Below are 20,306 nucleotides of genomic sequence, written 5' to 3'. Positions count from 1 at the left end.
TTATCTTTTTCCTACGTTTATAATGTCAGCAAATACGCCTGCGGCGGTAACCTCGGCACCGGCTCCTGGCCCCTTGACCACTAACGGGCGGTCCTTATAGCGATCGGTCGTAAAAGAGATGATGTTGTCACTTCCCGAAAGCATGAAGAAAGGATGCGCATCATCAACCATTTGCAGGGTAATGGTAACCTTGCCATCTTCCAGTTTACCTATATACCTTAACACTTTTTGGTTTTGTGCAGCTTCATTTTTAAGGTTTTCAAAATAAGCCGCATTGTTTTGTAATTCTACATAGAATTCTTCCACGCTTTTGGCGGCAAGACAGGCCGCTGGGAGCATGCTTTCAATGGTTACGTCTTTTTCTTCCAATGCATAGCCTGCATCGCGGGCCAGGATCAGCATCTTGCGCATAAAATCTTTTCCGTTCAGGTCGTCACGCGGATCCGGCTCAGTGTACCCCAGGTCTTGCGCCTCTTTTACCACGTCATGAAATAAGCGCTGGCCCTTAAAATTATTAAAGATATAAGATATGGTGCCCGACAAAATAGCTTCTATACGGGCAATCCGGTCGCCGCTCATCATCAGATCTTTCAAAGTACGAATGATGGGCAGTCCCGCACCAACATTGGTCTCATAATAAAAATCTACTCCATGCTTTCTGGCAGCCTGCTTAAAGGCTACATACTGATCATATTCTGCAGAATTCCCTATTTTGTTACAGGTTACCACAGAAATGCTGGATTGCAGCACATCCAGGTAATGCTGGATGGGGTTATGGCTTGCGGTATTGTCTACAAACACACAATTGGCCAGGTTCATGTCCTTCATCTGCCCGATAAATTCTGTAAGATCGGCTTTTTGCCCTTTTTCTTCAAGACTTTTTTCCCAGTTACTGAGGTCTATCCCTTCGGGGTTGAGGTACATTCTCCGTGTATTGCTGACCCCCATTACCTTTACCTGCAGGTCGTTGTTCTGCGCAAGGAAAGGCATTTGGTCCTGTAATTGCCTGAAAAGGGTTTTGCCGATATTTCCGGTCCCCAGGCAGAACACGTTCAGTGTTTTTTTAAGGTCGGCATAAAAGGCATCATGTACCGCATTTACAGCCTTCGACAAATCGGAACGCCCAATGATTACAGAGATGTTATACTCTGAAGAACCCTGCGCAATGGCACGGATGTTCACACCATTTCTTCCCAAGGCACTAAACAAACGTCCTGAAATCCCGGGGGTCCGTTTCATGTTTTCCCCAACGATAGCCAGCACAGAAAGCCCGTTCTCTACCTCAGGATATTCCAGCTTACGGGCCTGAAGTTCAAGCTCAAATTCCCTGTTGATGAGCGAAAGTGCTTTTAAAGCATCTGCGGGTTTAACTGCAAAGGTAATGCTGTGTTCTGATGACGATTGAGTGATGAGCACTACATTAACCTGCTCTCTTGACAAGAGAGAAAAGAGTCGGCCGGCAAAACCTGCCTTGCCTACCATGCCGCTTCCTGAGAGATTCAGGATACTGATCTCATCAATAGAAGAAATACCCTTGATAGGCAGTTTTGATGCGTGTGCCCCATGTTTGATGTAAGTTCCCGGAAAGTCAACATTGAAGGTATTTTTAATGACGATTGGGATTTTCTTCAGGAAAGCAGGGATCATCGTCGGCGGGTAGATCACCTTTGCGCCGAAATAAGAAAGCTCCATTGCTTCGGTATAACTTAATTCAGGTAAAGAAAATGCCTTTTTTACAATTCTCGGGTCGGCGGTCAGCATCCCATCCACATCTGTCCATATCTCTATTTCATCGGCACTAAGGGCGGCACCCCAGATGGCCGCAGTATAATCACTTCCGCCACGACCAAGCGTAGTGATCCGGCCTTCGTCGTTACTGGATATGAAACCGGTAACAAACAGCAGCTTATCTGCGTTGGATTCATAGAAATCACGGATGAGTGTTTCAGTCAGGTAAGTATTTACCTTAGCCTGCCCAAAGTTGCTGTCGGTCTTGATCAGTTCAGAACCATCTACATATCCGGCATTGGCAAAATGTTGTCTGGCGATGTGGCTCACCATTACATTTGAACACCGTTCGCCATAACTGAGTATCAGGTCTTTCGTCTGCAGGCTCAGTTCCCGCAGGTTGTATACCGATTGAAGGATATCCTCCAACTCATTAAAATAGATTTTCAGTCTGGTCAGGACTGGGTTTTGGGCAATGGCTGGCAGCAATGCACGTATCACGTCAAAATGTTTCTGCTCTACCTTTTTAAGGTCATCGGTATAGTCCTGGGCGTTCCGGGCATTTTCGGCCATCTGCAGCAGAGAGTTCGTTACACCCCCCATAGCGGACAGAACAACAACGGGGTTTTCAGCTCCCTTTCTCTCTTTGAGTATCCCGATCAGGGCCCGTATGCTTTCGACAGAACCGACAGAAGTACCTCCAAATTTTAAAATATTCATAGTTGTTGGTTAAAAAAAAAGCGCCTTCCTGGTTTAGAGGAAGGCGCTTTTTTGTGGTTTTTTATTTTTTTCTCAGCCCACTAGCTTACCTTCCTCCGTGCTATGCCGGTGGTTGTGGTAGTTGTAGTGGTAATGATTGAATTGTTAAACATGTATATTTTACACTATCTGTAATGCGGCGGTAAAGTAAAGCTATATTTTTCTAATTAGCAAATGATTATAAAAATAAATTATTCAGTTTGGTGGAGTTGGTATTTATTATCTTTACCCACTTATATGCAAGGATTAGTTATAAAATCGACAGGAAGCTGGTACCAGGTACATGCAGAAGATGGCCAGGATTACGATTGCAGGATAAAGGGAAAATTCAGGATACAGGGCATTCAAACGACCAACCCTATTGCGGTGGGCGACCATGTAGAGTTTGAATTTGAACCAAATTCCGACAATGGCATTATCAATAAGTTGCATGACCGGCGAAATTACATCATCCGTAAGTCGATCAACTTGTCTAAACAAGCCCAAATAATTGCCGCCAATATAGATCAGGCTTTTCTGGTGGTTACTCTGGCTTCTCCACGTACTTCGCTGGGTTTTATAGACAGGTTTCTTGCCACTGCCGAAGCCTATGATATTCCGGCAATACTGATTTTCAATAAGCTTGATCTTTTCCATGAAGAAGGTCTGGCTATTCTTGCCGAATATGCGGCAATTTATGAGAACATTGGTTATCCCTGTTACACGGTGTCAGCCCTGAAAGGCACAAATATCCCTTTAATTGAAACTTTACTTAAAGATAAAACCACCTTATTTTCAGGACATTCCGGCGTGGGTAAGTCCAGCCTCATCAATGCTTTGCTACCGGGAAGGGACATCAAAACCGGCGAAATATCAGAGTCAAGCGATAAAGGCCAGCATACCACCACCTTTGCAGAGATGCATACCCTGCCTTTCGGTGGTTATCTGATTGATACACCGGGCATACGCGAACTGGGTATATTTGACATCCGGCCTGAAGAATTGGGCCATTACTTCAGGGAAATGAGGGACATGATGCACGAATGTAAATTCAACAACTGCAGGCATGTTAATGAACCTGGCTGTGCAATAATAAAAGCCGTTGAGCAGGGCGAAATTGCCCCAAGCAGGTACGAAAGCTACCTGAGTATTTATCACGGTAACGAAACCAGGGCTTAAAGATGCGTGCGGTTATCCAAAGGGTTATAGCAGCAAACTGCGAAGTAGAAGGCATAGTTACAGGAACTATTGATAACGGTTTTGTGGTATTATTGGGTATTGAAGATGCAGACAATATCGAAGATCTGGAATGGCTGTCCTCAAAAATAGTGAACATGCGGGTATTCAGCGATGAAAACGGTTTAATGAACAAAGCATTGCCGGACGTTGACGGGAATGTCCTTCTGATCAGCCAGTTTACCCTATTTGCATCTACCAAAAAGGGGAACCGACCAGGTTTTACAAAGGCTGCGAGACCAGATAAGGCCATTCCTTTGTATGAAGCGATGACTAAGCAGCTCTCAGTATTACTTGGAAAACCTGTACAGACTGGGGTATTTGGGGCCGACATGAAAATCAGCCTGGTAAATGATGGCCCCGTAACGATAACAATTGACACAAAAAATAAAGAATAATGACGATACAGGAAGCACAGGAAACCGTAGATCAATGGATCAAAACAACAGGCATCCGTTATTTCAATGAGCTGACCAATACCGCCATACTGATGGAAGAGGTTGGAGAAGTGGCCAGGATCATGTCGCGTAAATATGGCGAGCAGTCATTCAAAAAGAGTGATGAAGCTGTAGACCTCGGTGATGAAATGGCCGATGTCTTTTTTGTGTTGATATGCCTGGCCAACCAAACAGGCATAGACCTGACAGCGGCTATGGAAAAAAATCTGGCAAAAAAGAGCATCCGCGACGCTGAACGGCATAAGAACAACGAGAAATTAAAATAAACAGAAACAGCAGCATGATAATAATGCTGCCGTTTCTGCTAATGCCTTACAGGCCCTAATCTTTTCCCAGTACAGTTTTTATTTTAACCGCTGCTTCGGCAAGTTCTTCCTGGCTAGGTTTCAGTTTTTCTCTACTGAAATTCATATCGCTGACGTTGTTCATCGGGATGAGATGAATATGTACATGAGGCACCTCCAATCCGATCACCGCCACACCTACCTTTTTACATGGGAAAGCCTCTTTTAATCCCGTCGCTACAATTTTAGCGAACAAGGTTAGCCCGAAATAGCTTTCATCGTCCATATCAAAAATATAGTCGACCTCTTTTTTAGGGATAACCAGTACATGCCCCATAACCAGTGGGTTTACATCCAGGAAAGCTAAAAATTCGGTAGTTTCGGCTACCACGTGGGCAGGAATCTCGCCGCTTATTATTTTAGAAAAGATACTTGCCATGTTATAGAATTTATCTGCTGATCTCTAAAATTTCGAACTCTATTTTTCCTGCCGGAACTTCAATTTCGGTTTTATCGCCAACTGATTTCCCCAGTAGCCCCTTTGCAATAGGTGATTTTACTGAAATTTTTCCGGTTTTAAGATCCGCTTCCGACTCTGCTACCAACTGGTAGGACATCGTAGCCCCATTCTTTATATTTTTTATTTTTACGATAGAAAGTGCAAGCACTTTTGAAGTATCCAGTTTAGACTCATCTATCAGTCGGGCAGTAGAAAGGGTAGCCTCAAGTTTGGCTATTTTTGCTTCATGCAAACCCTGTGCTTCTTTTGCTGCATCATACTCCGCATTCTCAGAAAGATCTCCTTTATCCCTTGCTTCTGCTATTGCCTTAGAAATTAACTGCCTTCCGGTAGTTTTAAGTTGCTGCAGTTCTTCTTTCAGTTTATCTAAACCATCTTGGGTATAATACGTTACCTCTGTCATAGCTCATTTATTTTTGTAAGTCCTCTAAAAAACAAACAAGACTATATCGGCTTTTAAGCCTACATAGTCTTGCTTCAATTAAAACGAAGATAATAGCGGGCTAGCAAAAAAGCAAATTATTTCTTTAATTCCTTAAGTTTTTCTGCCAGTACTTCCGAAATCCTGCGGTAAGAATCGAAAGTCCAGCCCCCGACATGAGGTGTAAGGAGCACTTTTTCTGAGGAACGGAGTGCAGGATACCAATCCTGCACGCTTAGTGCAGGAAATTTCTCTGTTTCCAGCACATCCAATCCTGCACCCAATATTTTTCCTTGTTCAATAGCTTGTAACAGGGCCTTGGTTTGCACAATTTCCCCTCTGGCAGTATTGATAAAGAAAATGGGCTTACGAAAATGGAACAGGTATTCCTCATCCACCATATGCCGGGTTTCTTTTGTCAAAGGGATGTGCAGGCTCAGCACATCGCTGTACTTTACTATTTCTTCCATACTCGCCTCTTTTGCCCAGGTGTCACCAAAGCCTGTTTTATACTTATCATAGGCTATCACTTTAAGGTCGAGCCCCGAAAGTTTTTTTGCAAAGCTCTGGCCCATATGGCCATAACCAATGACACCTACTGTTTTTCCTCTCAGTTCATAGCCACGGTTCCCTTCCCTGTCCCATATACCATTGCGAACTTCGGCATCTGCCCTGCGAAAATTATTCATCAGCGCGAGCAATAAACCAAGGGCATGTTCGCCCACTGCATCCATATTGCCTTCTGGTGCATTCAGGAGTTGAATTCCTCTTTGCTTAGCAGGAGCTTCATCAATATTATCCAGCCCTGCCCCTGCCCTTGCAATAAATTTAAGCTTTGGTGCTGCCGTCAAAAGCTCTTCATCAATGCGGAATTTTGTACGCACTGCAATTCCTTCATAGTCTGCAATTATGGCCAGGGTTTCCGCCCTGGTAATTAAAGGCTGGTCGTTCACTTCATATCCCATACCTGCAGCGGAGTCTTTAAAGGCGGGGTGCAGGTCGTCAACAATTAAGATTTTTCCTTTCATACTTGGCATTCTTTATTTTGAGAGTTGGGATAGATGAATGGTAAGGTCAATAAAGTCTGCAACGCTCAGCTGCTCTGCACGTTTATCGAAGAATAGATGATTGTCCATTTTATCTTTAGGAACTACTCCTGAAAGTGCATTTCGAAGCGTTTTCCGGCGCTGGTTAAACCCGGCCTTAACTGTCCGCCAAAACAATTTCTCATCACATGGAAGTGTTTCTACCTTATTCCTGCTCAGCCTGATCACCCCAGAATTCACTTTTGGAGGAGGATTAAAAGTCCCTGGCTTTACCGTAAAAAGGTATTCTATATCATAATAGGCCTGAATCAGCACACTCAGGATGCCATAATCTTTGGTTCCGGCTTTCGAAGCACACCGTTCAGCCACTTCTTTCTGGAACATACCCACCATCTCTACTACATTTGCCCTGTTTTCCAATACCTTGAACAGAATCTGAGAGGAGATGTTGTAAGGAAAATTACCGATGATGGCATATTTCTCTTTAAAAATGGCTGAAAGATCAAGGGCCAGAAAATCTCCATTGATCAGCCTATTACCCAGCTGCGGATATTTCTGCTGCAGGAAGTGATAGGACTCTACATCAATATCAATTAAAAAGGTCTCCAGATCTTTCCTTTCCAACAGCAAATCCGACAAAATACCCATACCTGGCCCCACTTCCAATATCTGTGTATATTTATCAGTATGAATAAGGCCGTTTACTATTTTTGCCGCAATATTTTTATCGGTTAAAAAATGTTGTCCTAAATGTTTTTTTGCCTTAACCAAACTCATATATTTTGCCCTTAGACTACAAAATAAGTAAAGTTTTATCAGTATCGGGTTAACATTAATTGAAAAACTGTATTTTGCGCCAAATTTCTATTTGGGTATGAGCAATAAAATTAAAATTGGGATAAGCATAGGTGACACGAATGGCATCGGACTGGAAGTGATTTTAAAAACACTGTCGCACAACAGCATCCTCGATTACTGTACACTTATAGTTTATGGACATACAAAAGTTGCATCTTATCATAGAAAAGCCCTGGGGCTTGCCGATTTTGCATTCAATGTAATAAATGCACCTGATGCGGCCAGTCCAAAAAAACCAAACCTGATCAATTGCTGGGAAGAAGATGTGAAGATAGAACTAGGCATATCAAACGATACAGGAGGAAAATACGCCTTGCTATCGCTCCAGAGAGCTACTGAAGCTTTGGTGAAAGGAGAAATTGATGCGCTGGTTACTGCCCCGATCAATAAGCACAATATCCAGTCGGATGCTTTTAAATTCCCCGGGCATACGGAATATTTGCAAGAGCAAAGCAACAGCAACGATGTGCTGATGTTTATGATCAGCGAAGACATACGTGTTGGTGTGGTAACCGGACATATACCGGTTAAAGATATAGTACAAAGCATTACAAAAGAACAGATTGTCAAAAAGCTGGTACTGATGAACGAAAGCCTGAAGAAAGATTTCTGGATTGAGAAACCTAAAATTGCCGTGCTTGGTTTAAACCCTCATGCCGGCGATAACGGCCTGCTGGGGAAAGAAGAAGAAACGATAATTATACCTGCCATCCAGGAAGCATTTGACAAAGGCGTGATCTGTTTTGGCCCTTATCCTGCTGATGGCTTTTTTGGAAATGGCAGCTACAAACAATTTGACGCCGTATTGGCTATGTATCATGACCAGGGACTGATCCCTTTCAAAACTATAGCCTTTGGCAGAGGGGTCAACTTCTCGGCCGGCTTAAAGATTGTACGCACTTCGCCCGATCACGGTACAGGCTACGATATTGCCGGAAAAAACCTGGCCGATCCCTCCTCATTTATTGAAGCTGTATTTGCTGCTACCCACATTGTACAGCATAGAAGAGAGCAGGAAGCCATGTTGAGCAACCAGCTGAGAAGCGGCGGAAAAATCACTGAGACCCAATTCGATATTAAAGATGACGCTTCATAACGAGGCGATTAAATAAAATTTGCAGGCAATTAAAATAATCCATACATTTGCGGGCTAAAATTTTGTTACAATTGAAACCATTAAAACAATTTTCAATCCCCTTTACAGGCTTAAAAATTGGCAAACATCAGTTTGATTTTGAGATTGATAACAGCTTTTTTGACGCATTTGAGTATTCTTTGGTAAAAAAAGGAAACTTAAAAGCGGAAGTTGAGCTAGACAAACAGGAAACTATGCTGATACTTCAGTTCCGCATTAACGGAACAATAGTATTGGATTGCGACAAGTGTTTAGCTGAATTTGAGGCGCCGATAAGCATACAGGAAAGACAAATTGTAAAGTTTGCTGAAGATGAACTGGAAAGCGATGATCTGGAGATCATTGTACTGAGTAAAAAGGAAAGTGAAATCAATGTAGCTGAACTGATTTACGAATTCATCACCGTATCGGTACCTTACATAAAGATATGTGAAGAGAATGGGACTGGTGTTAAATGCGACCAGGAGATGATTGCCAGACTGGAAAGTTTGGCTGTAGGATCACAACAGGAAGAAGAACAACAAAATGACGATCCAAGGTGGGCGGCATTAAAGAAATTAAAATAATAATTAAATAAATCAGCAATGGCACATCCAAAACGTAAAGTTTCTAAGAGCAGAAGAGATAAGAGAAGAACTCACTATAAAGCAGAAGCTCCTTCTTTAGCTACTTGTCAGACAACAGGTGCAATACACACTCCTCACCGCGCTTACAACGTTGATGGTAACTTATACTACAACGGTAAATTGGTTATCGAAAACACTTCAATAGGTTAATTTTCTTGAAAAATAGTTTGTGTTTTAAGTCCTGTATAGTTTAACTTAGAGGCCTTAATAAAGCGGCAATTTTGCCTGGTCCACAAACTGATTTTACTATGAAAATAGGTCTCGATATAATGGGCGGAGACTATGCTCCTAAAGCAAATGTTTTAGGAGCAATAGCTGCTCATCCATTGTTGTCTCCAGATGAACACTTGGTGCTTATCGGAGATACCCAGCAGATTAAGCCCCTCCTATCCGAAAACGGATTCAATCCTGATCACTTTGAATATGTTCATACCGAAGAAGTAATCGGTATGGGCGAACATCCCACTAAGGCTATTGTTCAAAAGCCTAACTCAAGCATTTCTGTTGGGTTCAATTTACTGAAAGAAGGTAAACTGGATTCCTTTGCCAGTGCAGGAAACTCCGGAGCAATGCTAGTAGGTGCCGTATTTAGTGTAAAAACTATTCCTGGCATCATCAGACCTTGTCTTTCTACTTTTCTTCCAAAATTAAGCGGTGGTGTAGGCCTCATGGTTGACGTTGGCGCCAATGCCGATTGTAAACCAGATACCTTACTCCAATTTGGCGTTCTGGGTAGCCTGTATGCTGAAAATGTAATGGGCATCAAGGCGCCTAAAGTTGCATTGATGAATATTGGCGAAGAAGATGAAAAAGGTAACATGCTGAGCCTGGCTACCTTCCCCTTAATGAAAGATACCAAGCTGTTTAATTTTGTGGGCAATGTGGAAGGAAGGGATTTATTTAACGACAAGGCTGACGTTATTGTTTGCGACGGTTTTACGGGAAATGTAATGCTAAAACTTGCTGAATCGTTTTACGTGTTAACCTTAAAAAGAGGTTTAAAGGATGAGTTCTTTGATCGCTTTAACTATGAGAACTACGGAGGAAGCCCTGTTTTAGGGGTAAACGCTCCTGTGATCATCGGCCATGGCATTTCAAGCCCTACTGCCGTAAAAAACATGATCCTGCAGTCCAGAGACATGATTACAACTGGCTTGGTTGGAAAAATACAGGCCGCATTTAAATAATTTTAGATAAAATGAATAAAATTCACGCTGCGATTACAGCTGTTCATGGTTATGTACCAGACTATGTACTGACCAACAAAGAGCTTGAATCGATTGTAGACACTACCGATGAATGGATTACATCCAGAACAGGCATCAAAGAGCGAAGAATATTAAAAGGCGAAGGATTGGGCACCTCGGATATGGCGGTACATGCTGTAAATGGCTTGCTTAAAAAACGCGGTATCAGCGCTGAAGAAATTGAACTGATCATCTTTTGTACCACTACTCCTGATATGCCTTTTCCGGCATCAGCCAATATACTAGCCGATAAAATCGGCGCAAAAAACGCCTGGGGTTATGATCTTCAGGCTGCCTGTTCAGGATTTATTTTCGGATTATCGACTGCCTCTCAATTCATTGAATCTGGCAAGCACAAAAAAGTTCTGGTTGTAGGTGGTGATAAAATGTCGTCCATCATCAATTACCAGGATCGTACTACCTGCATCATTTTTGGTGATGGCTGTGGAGCTGTGCTCCTTGAACCCAACGAAGAAGGGCTTGGCGTGATGGATTCTATTCTGAGGACTGACGGTTCAGGGAAACAGTTTTTACACCAGAAAGCTGGTGGTTCTGCCAGACCCGCAACTCATGAAACCATAGACAATAACGAGCATGTGGTTTACCAGGAAGGTCAGGCCGTGTTTAAATTTGCAGTTACCAATATGGCCGATGTAGCAGCCGAAATCATGGAACGCAATAGTCTGACTTCAGAAGCAGTAACCTGGCTGGTTCCACATCAGGCCAACAAACGTATTATTGATGCTACGGCTTCCAGAATGGGTGTAGGCTCAGAGAAAGTGATGATCAACATTCAACGTTATGGCAATACCACAAACGGAACTATTCCATTGTGTTTATGGGAGTGGGAAAATCAACTGAAAAAAGGAGACAATGTAATATTGGCCGCATTTGGAGGAGGCTTTACCTGGGGTTCCGTTTATTTAAAATGGGCTTATTAACTTTATAAAATAAATAATATTAACTTAGATAGTTCTTAAGACGTACTATTTTTTCTACTATAACACCTAAAAAATGGATATTAAACAAATTCAGGAACTTATTAAATTTGTTTCTCGTTCGGGCGTAAATGAAGTTGCAATTGAGCAGGAAAACTTCAAAATTACAATTAAAACCAATCAGGCTCCGACAATTGTTCAGGCAACTGTACCTGCCCAGATTGCACCTGCTGTTGTGCCAGCTGCTGCTGCACCACAACCTATTGCCCCAACAGAACCAAAAGCTGCACCTGTTGAAGATACCTCAAAATACATCACCATCAAATCGCCAATGATTGGTACTTTCTACCGCTCTGCAAGCCCGGAAAAACCAGCATTTGCAAACGTAGGTGATGAGATTGCTTCAGGAAAAGTGGTATGTATTATTGAAGCCATGAAACTCTTTAATGAGATTGAAAGTGAAGTATCAGGAAGAATCGTAAAAGTTCTTGTTGAAAACGCATCTCCTGTGGAATACGATCAACCTTTATTTTTAGTAGAACCGATTTAATCGGAAGGAAGTATATGTTTAAAAAAATACTAATTGCCAACAGGGGCGAGATTGCCTTGCGTATTATTCGTACCTGTAAAGAAATGGGCATCAAAACCGTAGCTGTGTATTCTACTGCCGATAGGGAGAGTTTACATGTGCGCTTTGCTGATGAAGCTGTTTGTATTGGCCCTCCCCCAAGTAAGGACTCTTACCTGAGCATTCCAAATATCATCTCTGCTGCTGAACTGACCAATGCTGATGCCATACACCCAGGTTACGGTTTTTTATCTGAAAATGCTAAGTTTTCTTCCGTTTGCCGCGATTATGGGATCAAGTTTATCGGTGCAACTCCAGAGCAGATCAATTCAATGGGTGATAAAGCATCAGCCAAAGAAACCATGAAGCTGGCAGGCGTACCTACCATCCCAGGATCAGAGGGATTGCTTGAAAACGTAAAAGAAGGGATCAGACTTGCAAATGAAATAGGCTATCCGGTAATTCTAAAAGCAACCGCTGGTGGCGGTGGCCGCGGGATGCGTGTGGTTTGGAAAGATGAAGATTTTGAAAATGCCTGGGATAGTGCCAGGCAAGAATCAGGTGCTGCCTTCGGCAACGATGGCCTTTACCTGGAAAAATACATTGAAGACCCGCGCCACATCGAGATACAGATTATTGGTGACCAGTATGGTAAAGCCTGTCACTTATCTGAGCGCGATTGTTCTATTCAGCGCAGGCACCAGAAATTGGTAGAAGAGGCACCATCGCCGTTTATGACTCCTGAACTTCGTGAAAAAATGGGGGAAGCGGCCATAAAAGGAGCTATTGCCGTACAGTATGAAGGGGCAGGCACCATAGAGTTCCTGGTCGACAAGCACCGCAACTTCTATTTCATGGAAATGAATACCCGTATCCAGGTAGAGCATCCGGTAACCGAAGAAGTGATCAACTACGATCTGATCAAAGAGCAGATAAAAGTTGCTTCGGGTGTTCCGATCTCCGGAAAAAACTACATGCCGGATATGCATGCCATTGAATGCAGGATAAATGCAGAAGATCCTTTCAACAATTTCAGGCCTTCTCCAGGTAAAATTACCAATTTCCACTCACCGGGCGGTCATGGTGTAAGGGTAGATACACATGTTTATGCGGGTTATCAGATTCCTCCAAATTACGATTCGATGATCGCCAAATTGATCTGTGTTGCGCAAACCCGCGAGGAAGCCATTAGTACTATGGAACGCGCACTAAGTGAATTTGTGATAGAAGGTGTAAAAACTACGATACCATTTCACCTGAAATTAATGAAAGATCCTAACTTTAGGGCCGGTAACTTTACGACTAAATTTATGGAAACTTTCGAGTTTTCAGAAGGATAAACTCACTGATAAAATATAAGTTATACAGTTGAAAAAACTATTTGTCAGATTTTAACCGTAAATACCATTCTAAATAAAAGAATGGTATTTTTGTTTTACAAATAACACACATGAGCGAAAATAAAAAGCGCGACCTGATTGGGGCCATAAAAGAAAAAGGAAAAACTTTAGAGGCTGAGATGTCTTTCTTTGACCATATTGATGTACTCAGGAAGCATTTACTCCGTGCATTATTGGTTGTGGTTATACTCACCGCCGGAGCATTTTGGTTTTCAGACTTTATATTCAATGAGTTGATCATGGGGCCAAAGAACCCCAATTTCTGGACCTATAGAATGATGTGCAAAATGGCCGAAGCATGGCCAAGCCTTGTTGGTTCTGATTTTTGTATTACCCATATCGATGCCAAGATCATCAATACAGAAATGGCCGGGCAATTTACCCTGCAGATCAATGCCTGCGTAATGGTCGGTATAGCCTTGGGCATTCCATACATACTTTTCGAGCTCTGGCTCTTCGTTAAACCTGCATTGCATGCAAATGAGCGCAAATCTGCCAGCAGTTTTGTAACCTTTGCCTCTATTTTGTTCTTTATTGGCATCCTGTTTGGATACTACATTGTGTGCCCGTTGTCTGTTAACTTTCTGACAAATTTCACGGTAAGCCCTGACATAGAAAATACCTTTACCATCTCCTCTTATCTTTCTTCAGTAGCCACACTTACCATTGGTTCAGGAATCATTTTCCAGCTTCCGGTAGTCATTTATATCTTATCTAAATTCGGAATTATGACACCTGCATTTATGCGTTCTACCAGAAGGTACGCAGCAGTGGTTATTCTGATAATTGCAGCTGTTGTAACCCCTACGCCAGATATCCTGACCATGCTTGTAGTCGCATTGCCATTATTTATTCTCTATGAACTGAGTATATTTATTTCAGCAAATATTGAACGAAAAAGAAACAAAGAGCTATACGGTGTAGCCAAAATAAAGAAATCGTAAACATTTATCAACCAAATATAAATAACAGAAATGTCAGCAGATACAAAATTTAAAATTGCTATTGGCGCAGATCATGCCGGTTTTGAATATAAAGAACTCATAAAATCATTCTTAAATGGACATGAGTTGAAAGATTTTGGCACTTATTCGGCCGACTCTGTTGATTATCCTGATTTTGCTCACCCGGTAGCAGAAGCAGTAGAAAGTGGGGCATTTACCTTTGGGATATTGGTCTGTGGTAGCGCCAACGGAGTTGCCATCACGGCCAATAAACATCAGCAGATCCGCGCAGCCATCTGCTGGCAAAAAGAAATTGCTGAACTGGCAAGACAACACAACAATGCGAACATCATTTGTGTACCTGCCCGTTTCGTTTCTGAAGAACTGGCCAAAGAAATGGTCGCTACCTTTTTGAATACAGCTTTTGAGGGTGGAAGACATGCCACAAGAGTGAACAAAATGTCATGCTAAAACAAAAGATCATGAAAAAGCACTTAATTTATACTGCACTTGTCTTATTAATGGGCTGCACTGCCATTGCGCAAAATAAAGATGCCATAAGGTTTAGTCAAACGATCAATAAAGACAATGCCTATAAGCACCTCTCCATACTGGCCTCAGATGCGTACGAAGGCCGTGAAACCGGTACCAAGGGGGGATGGATGGCCGCAGATTACATTCGCGAACATTTTAAAACCCTGGGTTTAAAGGGTCCGGTAAACGGAGATTATTTTCAGCCGGTTGATATGGTTACTTTTGGGATGGCTCAGATTTTAACAGTAGAAGGGCAGCCAGTAGAACCTTTAAAAGATTTTTATATCATGCCATCGTCGGTGTCTGCAAATGGCTTTGCCTTTAATTGCGGACAAGTGCTGTTTGCCGGTTATGGATTGAATAAAGAAGGTTATAATGATTTTGAAAGCCAGAATGTTGCCGGTAAGGTAGTCATGATCTTTAAATCAGGTGATCCGGCAGGTTCAGCCGCAAAAAACGCAGGGGGAAATATTAACAGCAAAATCAAATACCTGTCGGACAATAAAGCGAAAGCAGTACTGGTTATAGATCCTATGGTCGACAATATGCCAGATAACTTAAAAAGTTATCTGCAGTCGAGACAAATGATCATGAAAACCAAAGAAAACGTTGAACGCATGAACAGCCCACAAGGCACACCAGTGGTTTATATTGGGACAGCCATTGCTAACCAATTGTTTAAAGTGGCAAAGACCAATGTTGAAGCGATAAAAAAGAAAATAGCTGAAAGCGGCAAACCCGCTTCGCAGGAACTAAAGGTAGCTGTTACAGCCAGTGCACAAAAAACTGAAACAAAAGTAAGGGCCGAAAATGTGCTGGGCTTTCTCGAGGGCTCTGATCCTAAATTAAAGAAAGAGGTACTGGTAATCACAGCACATTACGACCACATAGGCATCGATGCAAATGCCAAAGGTGACGATAAGATCAACAATGGGGCAGACGATGATGGCTCAGGAACAACAGGCGTTCTTATGATTGCCGAAGCTTTTGCCAAAGCAAAAAAAGCTGGCAAGGGACCTAAGAGGAGCATATTGTTTATGACCGTTACAGGTGAAGAGAAAGGCTTGCTTGGCTCTGAGTGGTATTCTGAATATCCTGTATTTCCGCTGGCCAATACCATCACCAATTTAAATATTGACATGATTGGGCGGGGCGACAAAGACCACGCATCTGACAACAATTTTGTCTACATCATCGGCTCGGACATGCTGAGTACCGACCTGGATCGCATAGGTAAAAAAGCGAACAAGGATTATGTAAAAATGAATCTCGATGAACGGTACAACAACCGTACAGACCCCAACCGCTTTTACTACCGTTCAGATCATTACAACTTTGCCAAGCATGGCATCCCCGTTATCTTCTATTTTAACGGTGTCCATGAAGATTATCACCAGCCTGGAGATGAGATCAGCAAGATCGATTTCCCGATGCTGGCCAAAAGATCAAAACTGGTCTACTTCACAGCCTGGGAACTCGCAAATGGATTGAAGCGTCCTGTAGTTGATAAGAACGAAGACGGCACCCGAAAAAAATAAATTACAGAAAACCTGTCCTTAGCCGGCAGGCTTTTTTTATGCCATATATCTCTGGCATAACAAATGCTTAATGTGATTTATTTTTATATTTGAAAGATATGAAGGTATCTGAGGAATTTTTGGTGAAGGCGGATGAAAAAGCCTTTGATTTAGGACATCGCAAAACAATTAACTTCAATATTGGCAGGTACAACACTGCTGTAGAGCGTGGACTATCCAAGTTCGAAAATCTGGAAAACTCCAAGAAGAAAGCTCATGTCATCAAATGGCGCGTGATGGAGAACCTGGATAAATATCTGCCCGAGTTTGAATCCAACTTTCAGCGTCGCGGAGGGAAAGTCATTTGGGCAACAGATGCACAGGAAGCTCAAAAAGAAATCCTCAACATCATTAATAAGAGCGGGGGCAAAACGGTCATTAAGTCAAAATCCATGACCACCGAGGAAATTCACCTTAATGAATTTCTTGGAGAACATGGAATAGAATCGCTGGAAAGCGACCTTGGAGAGTACATCGTTCAACTTCTTGGGCAACACCCCTACCACATTGTAACACCCGCCATGCACCTCAGTAAAGAGGATATTGCAAAACTGTTCCATGAAAAATTTGGAACTCCTCTGGATTATACACCCGAGCAGCTGACCCATAAAGCCCGGGAGCTTTTAAGGGAGAAATACCTGAGTGCAGATATCGGTATTAGCGGAGGGAATTTCCTGATTGCGGATACAGGAAGCATTGCCTTAACCGAAAATGAAGGAAATGCCCGGTTGTGTACTACTTTTCCAAAAATACACATCGCGATAGTAGGCATTGAAAAGGTCATCCCTTCTATGGCCGACCTCGACCTCTTCTGGCCCTTACTTGCCAGTCATGGTACAGGCCAAAACTTAACCGTTTACAATACCATTTTAAGTGGCCCTAAACGTGGTGATGAAACAGATGGGCCTGAGGAAATGTATGTGATTTTGCTGGACAATGGCCGCACCAATTTGCTGGCACAGAAAGAGCAGCGCCAGGGACTGTATTGTATCCGTTGCGGTGCCTGTCTTAATGCTTGTCCGGTTTATAAAAATATTGGCGGTCATACCTACAATACAACTTATAGTGGACCCATCGGTTCTATCATTACCCCGCATTTAAAGGGAATGAAAGAGTTTAAGCACCTGAGTTATGCTTCGAGCTTGTGTGGCAAATGCTCGGAAGTCTGCCCTGTTAAGATAGACATACACAAAATGCTGCTACTTAACCGAAGGGATGCAGCCAGGCAGCACGAAAATACAAAAACAGAGGAAATCGGCTGGAAGATCTGGAAGATTGGCATGCTGAAAAGAAAAAGAATGGATGGCTTTAGCGGAAAGATAAAGAACTTTTTTCTAAAGTTCATGTTTAAAAAAATCTGGGGTAAATACCGCAATATGCCTGAAGTGGCCCCCAAATCCTTTGCTAAGTTGTGGGAAGAAAGAAATAAAGACACCAAAAACTTGTAAACATGACTTTCGACCGAAAAGACAAGGATAACGTTACTTTGCTGAATTTCTATTTACAGTTGCTTTATCCACGTTTGGTCGAAGAAAAAATGCTGATCCTCCTTCGTCAGGGCCGTATAGGAAAATGGTTTTCGGGCATAGGTCAGGAAGCTATTGCCGTTGGCAGTACTATGGCCATGAAAAACAATGAGTATATCCTGCCCATGCATAGAAACCTTGGTGTTTTTACCTCCCGGAATGTTCCCCTTACCCGGCTCATGGCCCAATGGCAAGGTAAGTTAAGTGGTTTTACTAAAGGGCGCGACCGCTCCTTTCACTTTGGTACTCAGGAGCATAAGATCATTGGGATGATTTCTCACCTAGGGCCTCAAATGGCACTCGCTGATGGCATTGCACTGGCAGATCTGATTGCCAATAAGGAAAAAGCAACATTGGTATTTACCGGTGAAGGTGCAACCAGTGAGGGTGATTTCCATGAAGCCATAAATGTAGCCGCTGTATGGAACCTTCCCGTCATCTTCCTTATAGAAAACAACGGTTACGGACTTTCCACACCGGCTAACGAACAATACAAATGCAAAAACCTGGTAGACAGGGCTGTCGGCTATGGGATAGAGGGCTTACAGGTGGATGGTAACAATATCCTTGCGGTATATGACCTGATTGATTCAGTGGCTACAAGAATGCGGGAAAACCCGAGACCAGTGCTTATCGAATGCCTGACCTTCCGGATGCGTGGTCATGAGGAGGCCTCTGGGACAAAGTATGTTCCTCAGGAACTGCTTGAAGAATGGGCAAAAAAAGACCCCATCCGGAATTTTGAGCAATACTTGTTGGAACAGGATATCCTTATTCCTGATGCAATTGCTGAAATCAGGGCAAATCTAAAAATGGAGATCGAACAGGAAATTGAAGCAGCCTTCAATGAGCCGGAACCTCAGGCCAATGATGAGGAGGAGTTGAAGGACATGTATTTCCCTTACGCCAGCTATTCTGTAAGTCCGGAAGGACCAGTACAGGAATTGCGTTACCTCGATGCCATTTCAGACGGGCTCCGAATTGCAATGCATAAACATGCCAACCTGGTGTTGATGGGCCAGGACATTGCTGAATATGGCGGGGCATTTAAGATTACCGAGGGTTTTGTTCAGGAGTTTGGCAAAGCCAGAGTACGCAATACTCCCATCTGCGAATCTGCTATTATAGGTGCAGGCCTGGGACTTTCAATTAATGGCTTCAAGGCTGTAGTAGAAATGCAGTTTGCAGATTTTGTTTCCTGCGGATTTAATCAAATTGTAAATAACCTGGCCAAAACACATTACCGTTGGGGAGAAAAAGCCGATGTCGTGGTACGTATGCCTACAGGTGCGGGTACCGGAGCCGGTCCTTTTCACTCTCAAAGCAATGAGGCATGGTTTACAAAAACTCCGGGACTAAAAGTAATATATCCCGCCTTTCCGGCTGACGCCAAAGGGCTATTGCTTGCAGCAATTGAAGACCCTAACCCGGTGATGTATTTTGAGCATAAATATTTATACCGAAGCTTAACCGGTCCTGTTCCGGAAGGCTTCTATACGATGGAAATCGGAAAAGCAAATGTTTTAAGGCAAGGCGAGCAGTTGTGCATAATTACTTACGGACTGGGTGTCCACTGGGCCTTGGATTACCTGGACGAAAACCCTGACATTTCAGCCACTTTGATAGATTTGAGGAGCCTGCAACCCTGGGATAAAGAAACAGTAAGTGTAGCCGTTCAAAACACGGGCAGAGCCCTTATTTTACATGAAGACACCCTAAGCTGTGGCTTTGGCGCTGAACTGGCCGCCTGGATCTCTGAGCACTGCTTTAAATATCTGGATGCACCAGTTATGCGATGTGCAAGCATTGATACCGCAATACCAATGAATAAGACACTTGAAGAGGGTTTCCTGGCAAAAAGCCGCTTAAAACAGAGCCTCAATCAGCTATTGGCCTACTAGTTTTAGGTTCCCGTCGCAGCCAGGGTTACTTCTGCAAGCGGATTAAAGAGATAAATATTGCCATTATCCAGGCATACACAACGATAGCGCTTCCTCAATTTCTCCCCCTTTTTAAACTTGCGGCCATCCTTAATGCTGAATACCGCATTCAAGGGCAATTCTTCCAACCGGGAAACGTCCATATGTCTGTCATACTTCTTTAAGGCACGTGAAAGTTTCAGATCGGTGCAGCTGGCTGCAGAAGGATTGTTCAGATAGCCAATAATTGCTTTCCTTAAATCTTCGGGAAAAACATCATTTTCTAAAAAAGGGATCATCATCCTTTTAAAGTTATGCTTCCACTCGTTGCCATGGGGTTTAACTTTGTTGCGATGATCATTCCAGGTTAATAAATGGGCAAACTCATGTACTGTAGTGACAAGGAAGGCATAAGCATTCAGGTTATTATTTACAGAGATCCTATGCCCGGTATCCCGGAAAGGGTGCCGGTAATCGCCCAACTTTGTAGCCCTACCTTTGGATATTTTAAATTCACATTGAAAATAATCTATCCATTTTGCGATAACCGGGGCCGCTCCGGGAGGCATATATTGTGATAAAATGCTTTCCTTTTCCACAAAG

The 20,306-nt window shown here is 42.9% G+C and carries 21 protein-coding genes; 15 read left to right on the top strand and 6 right to left on the bottom strand.

Annotated elements, in window-relative coordinates:
• The gene (thrA, locus tag B9A91_RS13365) at window positions 1-2,448 is read right to left on the bottom strand and encodes a bifunctional aspartate kinase/homoserine dehydrogenase I (protein ID WP_084239321.1); all 2,448 of its coding nucleotides are present in this window, start codon (window positions 2,446-2,448) and stop codon (window positions 1-3) included.
• 276 nt (window positions 2,449-2,724) lie between these two features.
• Here thrA and rsgA point away from each other — a divergent pair, with 276 nt between their 5' ends.
• The 3 genes from rsgA to B9A91_RS13350 are packed head-to-tail and all read left to right on the top strand — an operon-like array spanning window position 2,725 to window position 4,426.
• A complete protein-coding gene (gene rsgA, locus B9A91_RS13360) occupies window positions 2,725-3,645 on the top strand; it encodes a ribosome small subunit-dependent GTPase A (RefSeq protein WP_084239319.1) in 921 nt (306 codons plus the stop codon).
• A 2-nt stretch (window positions 3,646-3,647) separates the two neighbouring features.
• Window positions 3,648-4,100, top strand: a complete 453-nt coding sequence (gene dtd, locus B9A91_RS13355) for a D-aminoacyl-tRNA deacylase (RefSeq protein ID WP_084239317.1) — start codon at window positions 3,648-3,650, stop codon at window positions 4,098-4,100.
• A complete protein-coding gene (locus B9A91_RS13350; RefSeq protein WP_084239315.1) occupies window positions 4,100-4,426 on the top strand; it encodes a nucleotide pyrophosphohydrolase in 327 nt (108 codons plus the stop codon). The genes dtd and B9A91_RS13350 overlap by 1 nt, the downstream gene beginning before the upstream one ends.
• A gap of 55 nt (window positions 4,427-4,481) precedes the next feature.
• Here the strand turns inward: B9A91_RS13350 and B9A91_RS13345 are convergent, their stop codons facing one another.
• The 4 genes from B9A91_RS13345 to rsmA form a co-directional block, all read right to left on the bottom strand.
• On the bottom strand, window positions 4,482-4,883 hold the full coding sequence (locus B9A91_RS13345) for an HIT family protein (protein ID WP_084239313.1): 402 nt from the start codon (window positions 4,881-4,883) through the stop codon (window positions 4,482-4,484).
• A gap of 10 nt (window positions 4,884-4,893) precedes the next feature.
• Window positions 4,894-5,367 (bottom strand): transcription elongation factor GreA, encoded by a 474-nt coding sequence (gene greA, locus B9A91_RS13340; RefSeq protein WP_084239310.1) that lies wholly within the window; start codon window positions 5,365-5,367, stop codon window positions 4,894-4,896.
• Window positions 5,368-5,483: 116 nt separating this feature from the next.
• On the bottom strand, window positions 5,484-6,413 hold the full coding sequence (locus B9A91_RS13335; RefSeq protein WP_084239707.1) for a 2-hydroxyacid dehydrogenase: 930 nt from the start codon (window positions 6,411-6,413) through the stop codon (window positions 5,484-5,486).
• A 12-nt stretch (window positions 6,414-6,425) separates the two neighbouring features.
• On the bottom strand, window positions 6,426-7,208 hold the full coding sequence (rsmA, locus tag B9A91_RS13330) for a 16S rRNA (adenine(1518)-N(6)/adenine(1519)-N(6))-dimethyltransferase RsmA (protein ID WP_084239308.1): 783 nt from the start codon (window positions 7,206-7,208) through the stop codon (window positions 6,426-6,428).
• A gap of 97 nt (window positions 7,209-7,305) precedes the next feature.
• On the opposite strand from rsmA, the gene pdxA reads away from it, so the two are divergent.
• The 12 genes from pdxA to B9A91_RS13270 all read left to right on the top strand — a co-directional run bounded on the left by pdxA (window position 7,306) and on the right by B9A91_RS13270 (window position 19,685).
• Window positions 7,306-8,385 (top strand): 4-hydroxythreonine-4-phosphate dehydrogenase PdxA, encoded by a 1,080-nt coding sequence (pdxA, locus tag B9A91_RS13325; protein WP_084239305.1) that lies wholly within the window; start codon window positions 7,306-7,308, stop codon window positions 8,383-8,385.
• A gap of 71 nt (window positions 8,386-8,456) precedes the next feature.
• Window positions 8,457-8,990 (top strand): YceD family protein, encoded by a 534-nt coding sequence (locus B9A91_RS13320; protein ID WP_084239303.1) that lies wholly within the window; start codon window positions 8,457-8,459, stop codon window positions 8,988-8,990.
• Between the two features lie 18 nt (window positions 8,991-9,008).
• Window positions 9,009-9,200: a 50S ribosomal protein L32 gene (gene rpmF / locus B9A91_RS13315; RefSeq protein WP_084239301.1), complete on the top strand. Its 192-nt coding sequence runs from the start codon at window positions 9,009-9,011 to the stop codon at window positions 9,198-9,200.
• Between the two features lie 98 nt (window positions 9,201-9,298).
• Window positions 9,299-10,237: a phosphate acyltransferase PlsX gene (gene plsX, locus B9A91_RS13310; protein ID WP_084239299.1), complete on the top strand. Its 939-nt coding sequence runs from the start codon at window positions 9,299-9,301 to the stop codon at window positions 10,235-10,237.
• Between the two features lie 11 nt (window positions 10,238-10,248).
• Complete coding sequence (locus tag B9A91_RS13305) at window positions 10,249-11,238, top strand: beta-ketoacyl-ACP synthase III (RefSeq protein ID WP_084239298.1); 990 nt, start codon at window positions 10,249-10,251, stop codon at window positions 11,236-11,238.
• A gap of 73 nt (window positions 11,239-11,311) precedes the next feature.
• Window positions 11,312-11,785, top strand: a complete 474-nt coding sequence (accB, locus tag B9A91_RS13300) for an acetyl-CoA carboxylase biotin carboxyl carrier protein (RefSeq protein ID WP_084239296.1) — start codon at window positions 11,312-11,314, stop codon at window positions 11,783-11,785.
• 14 nt (window positions 11,786-11,799) lie between these two features.
• On the top strand, window positions 11,800-13,143 hold the full coding sequence (gene accC / locus B9A91_RS13295; RefSeq protein WP_084239293.1) for an acetyl-CoA carboxylase biotin carboxylase subunit: 1,344 nt from the start codon (window positions 11,800-11,802) through the stop codon (window positions 13,141-13,143).
• Between the two features lie 110 nt (window positions 13,144-13,253).
• Window positions 13,254-14,147, top strand: coding sequence for a twin-arginine translocase subunit TatC (gene tatC / locus B9A91_RS13290; RefSeq protein WP_084239291.1), 894 nt, complete (start codon window positions 13,254-13,256; stop codon window positions 14,145-14,147).
• A gap of 30 nt (window positions 14,148-14,177) precedes the next feature.
• Window positions 14,178-14,618: a ribose 5-phosphate isomerase B gene (gene rpiB / locus B9A91_RS13285; RefSeq protein ID WP_084239289.1), complete on the top strand. Its 441-nt coding sequence runs from the start codon at window positions 14,178-14,180 to the stop codon at window positions 14,616-14,618.
• Between the two features lie 11 nt (window positions 14,619-14,629).
• Complete coding sequence (locus B9A91_RS13280; RefSeq protein ID WP_084239706.1) at window positions 14,630-16,219, top strand: M28 family peptidase; 1,590 nt, start codon at window positions 14,630-14,632, stop codon at window positions 16,217-16,219.
• Window positions 16,220-16,317: 98 nt separating this feature from the next.
• Window positions 16,318-17,706, top strand: a complete 1,389-nt coding sequence (locus B9A91_RS13275) for a LutB/LldF family L-lactate oxidation iron-sulfur protein (protein WP_144008920.1) — start codon at window positions 16,318-16,320, stop codon at window positions 17,704-17,706.
• 2 nt (window positions 17,707-17,708) lie between these two features.
• A complete protein-coding gene (locus B9A91_RS13270; RefSeq protein ID WP_084239286.1) occupies window positions 17,709-19,685 on the top strand; it encodes an alpha-ketoacid dehydrogenase subunit alpha/beta in 1,977 nt (658 codons plus the stop codon).
• Window positions 19,686-19,687: 2 nt separating this feature from the next.
• Here the strand turns inward: B9A91_RS13270 and B9A91_RS13265 are convergent, their stop codons facing one another.
• Window positions 19,688-20,302, bottom strand: coding sequence for a SprT-like domain-containing protein (locus tag B9A91_RS13265; RefSeq protein ID WP_235012547.1), 615 nt, complete (start codon window positions 20,300-20,302; stop codon window positions 19,688-19,690).
• Between the last annotated feature and the right edge of the window lie 4 nt (window positions 20,303-20,306).

The organism is Pedobacter africanus (assembly GCF_900176535.1).
GTDB lineage: Bacteria > Bacteroidota > Bacteroidia > Sphingobacteriales > Sphingobacteriaceae > Pedobacter > Pedobacter africanus.
Note: the sequence above shows the minus strand (reverse complement) of the source record. Positions and strands in the feature narration are given on the sequence as shown.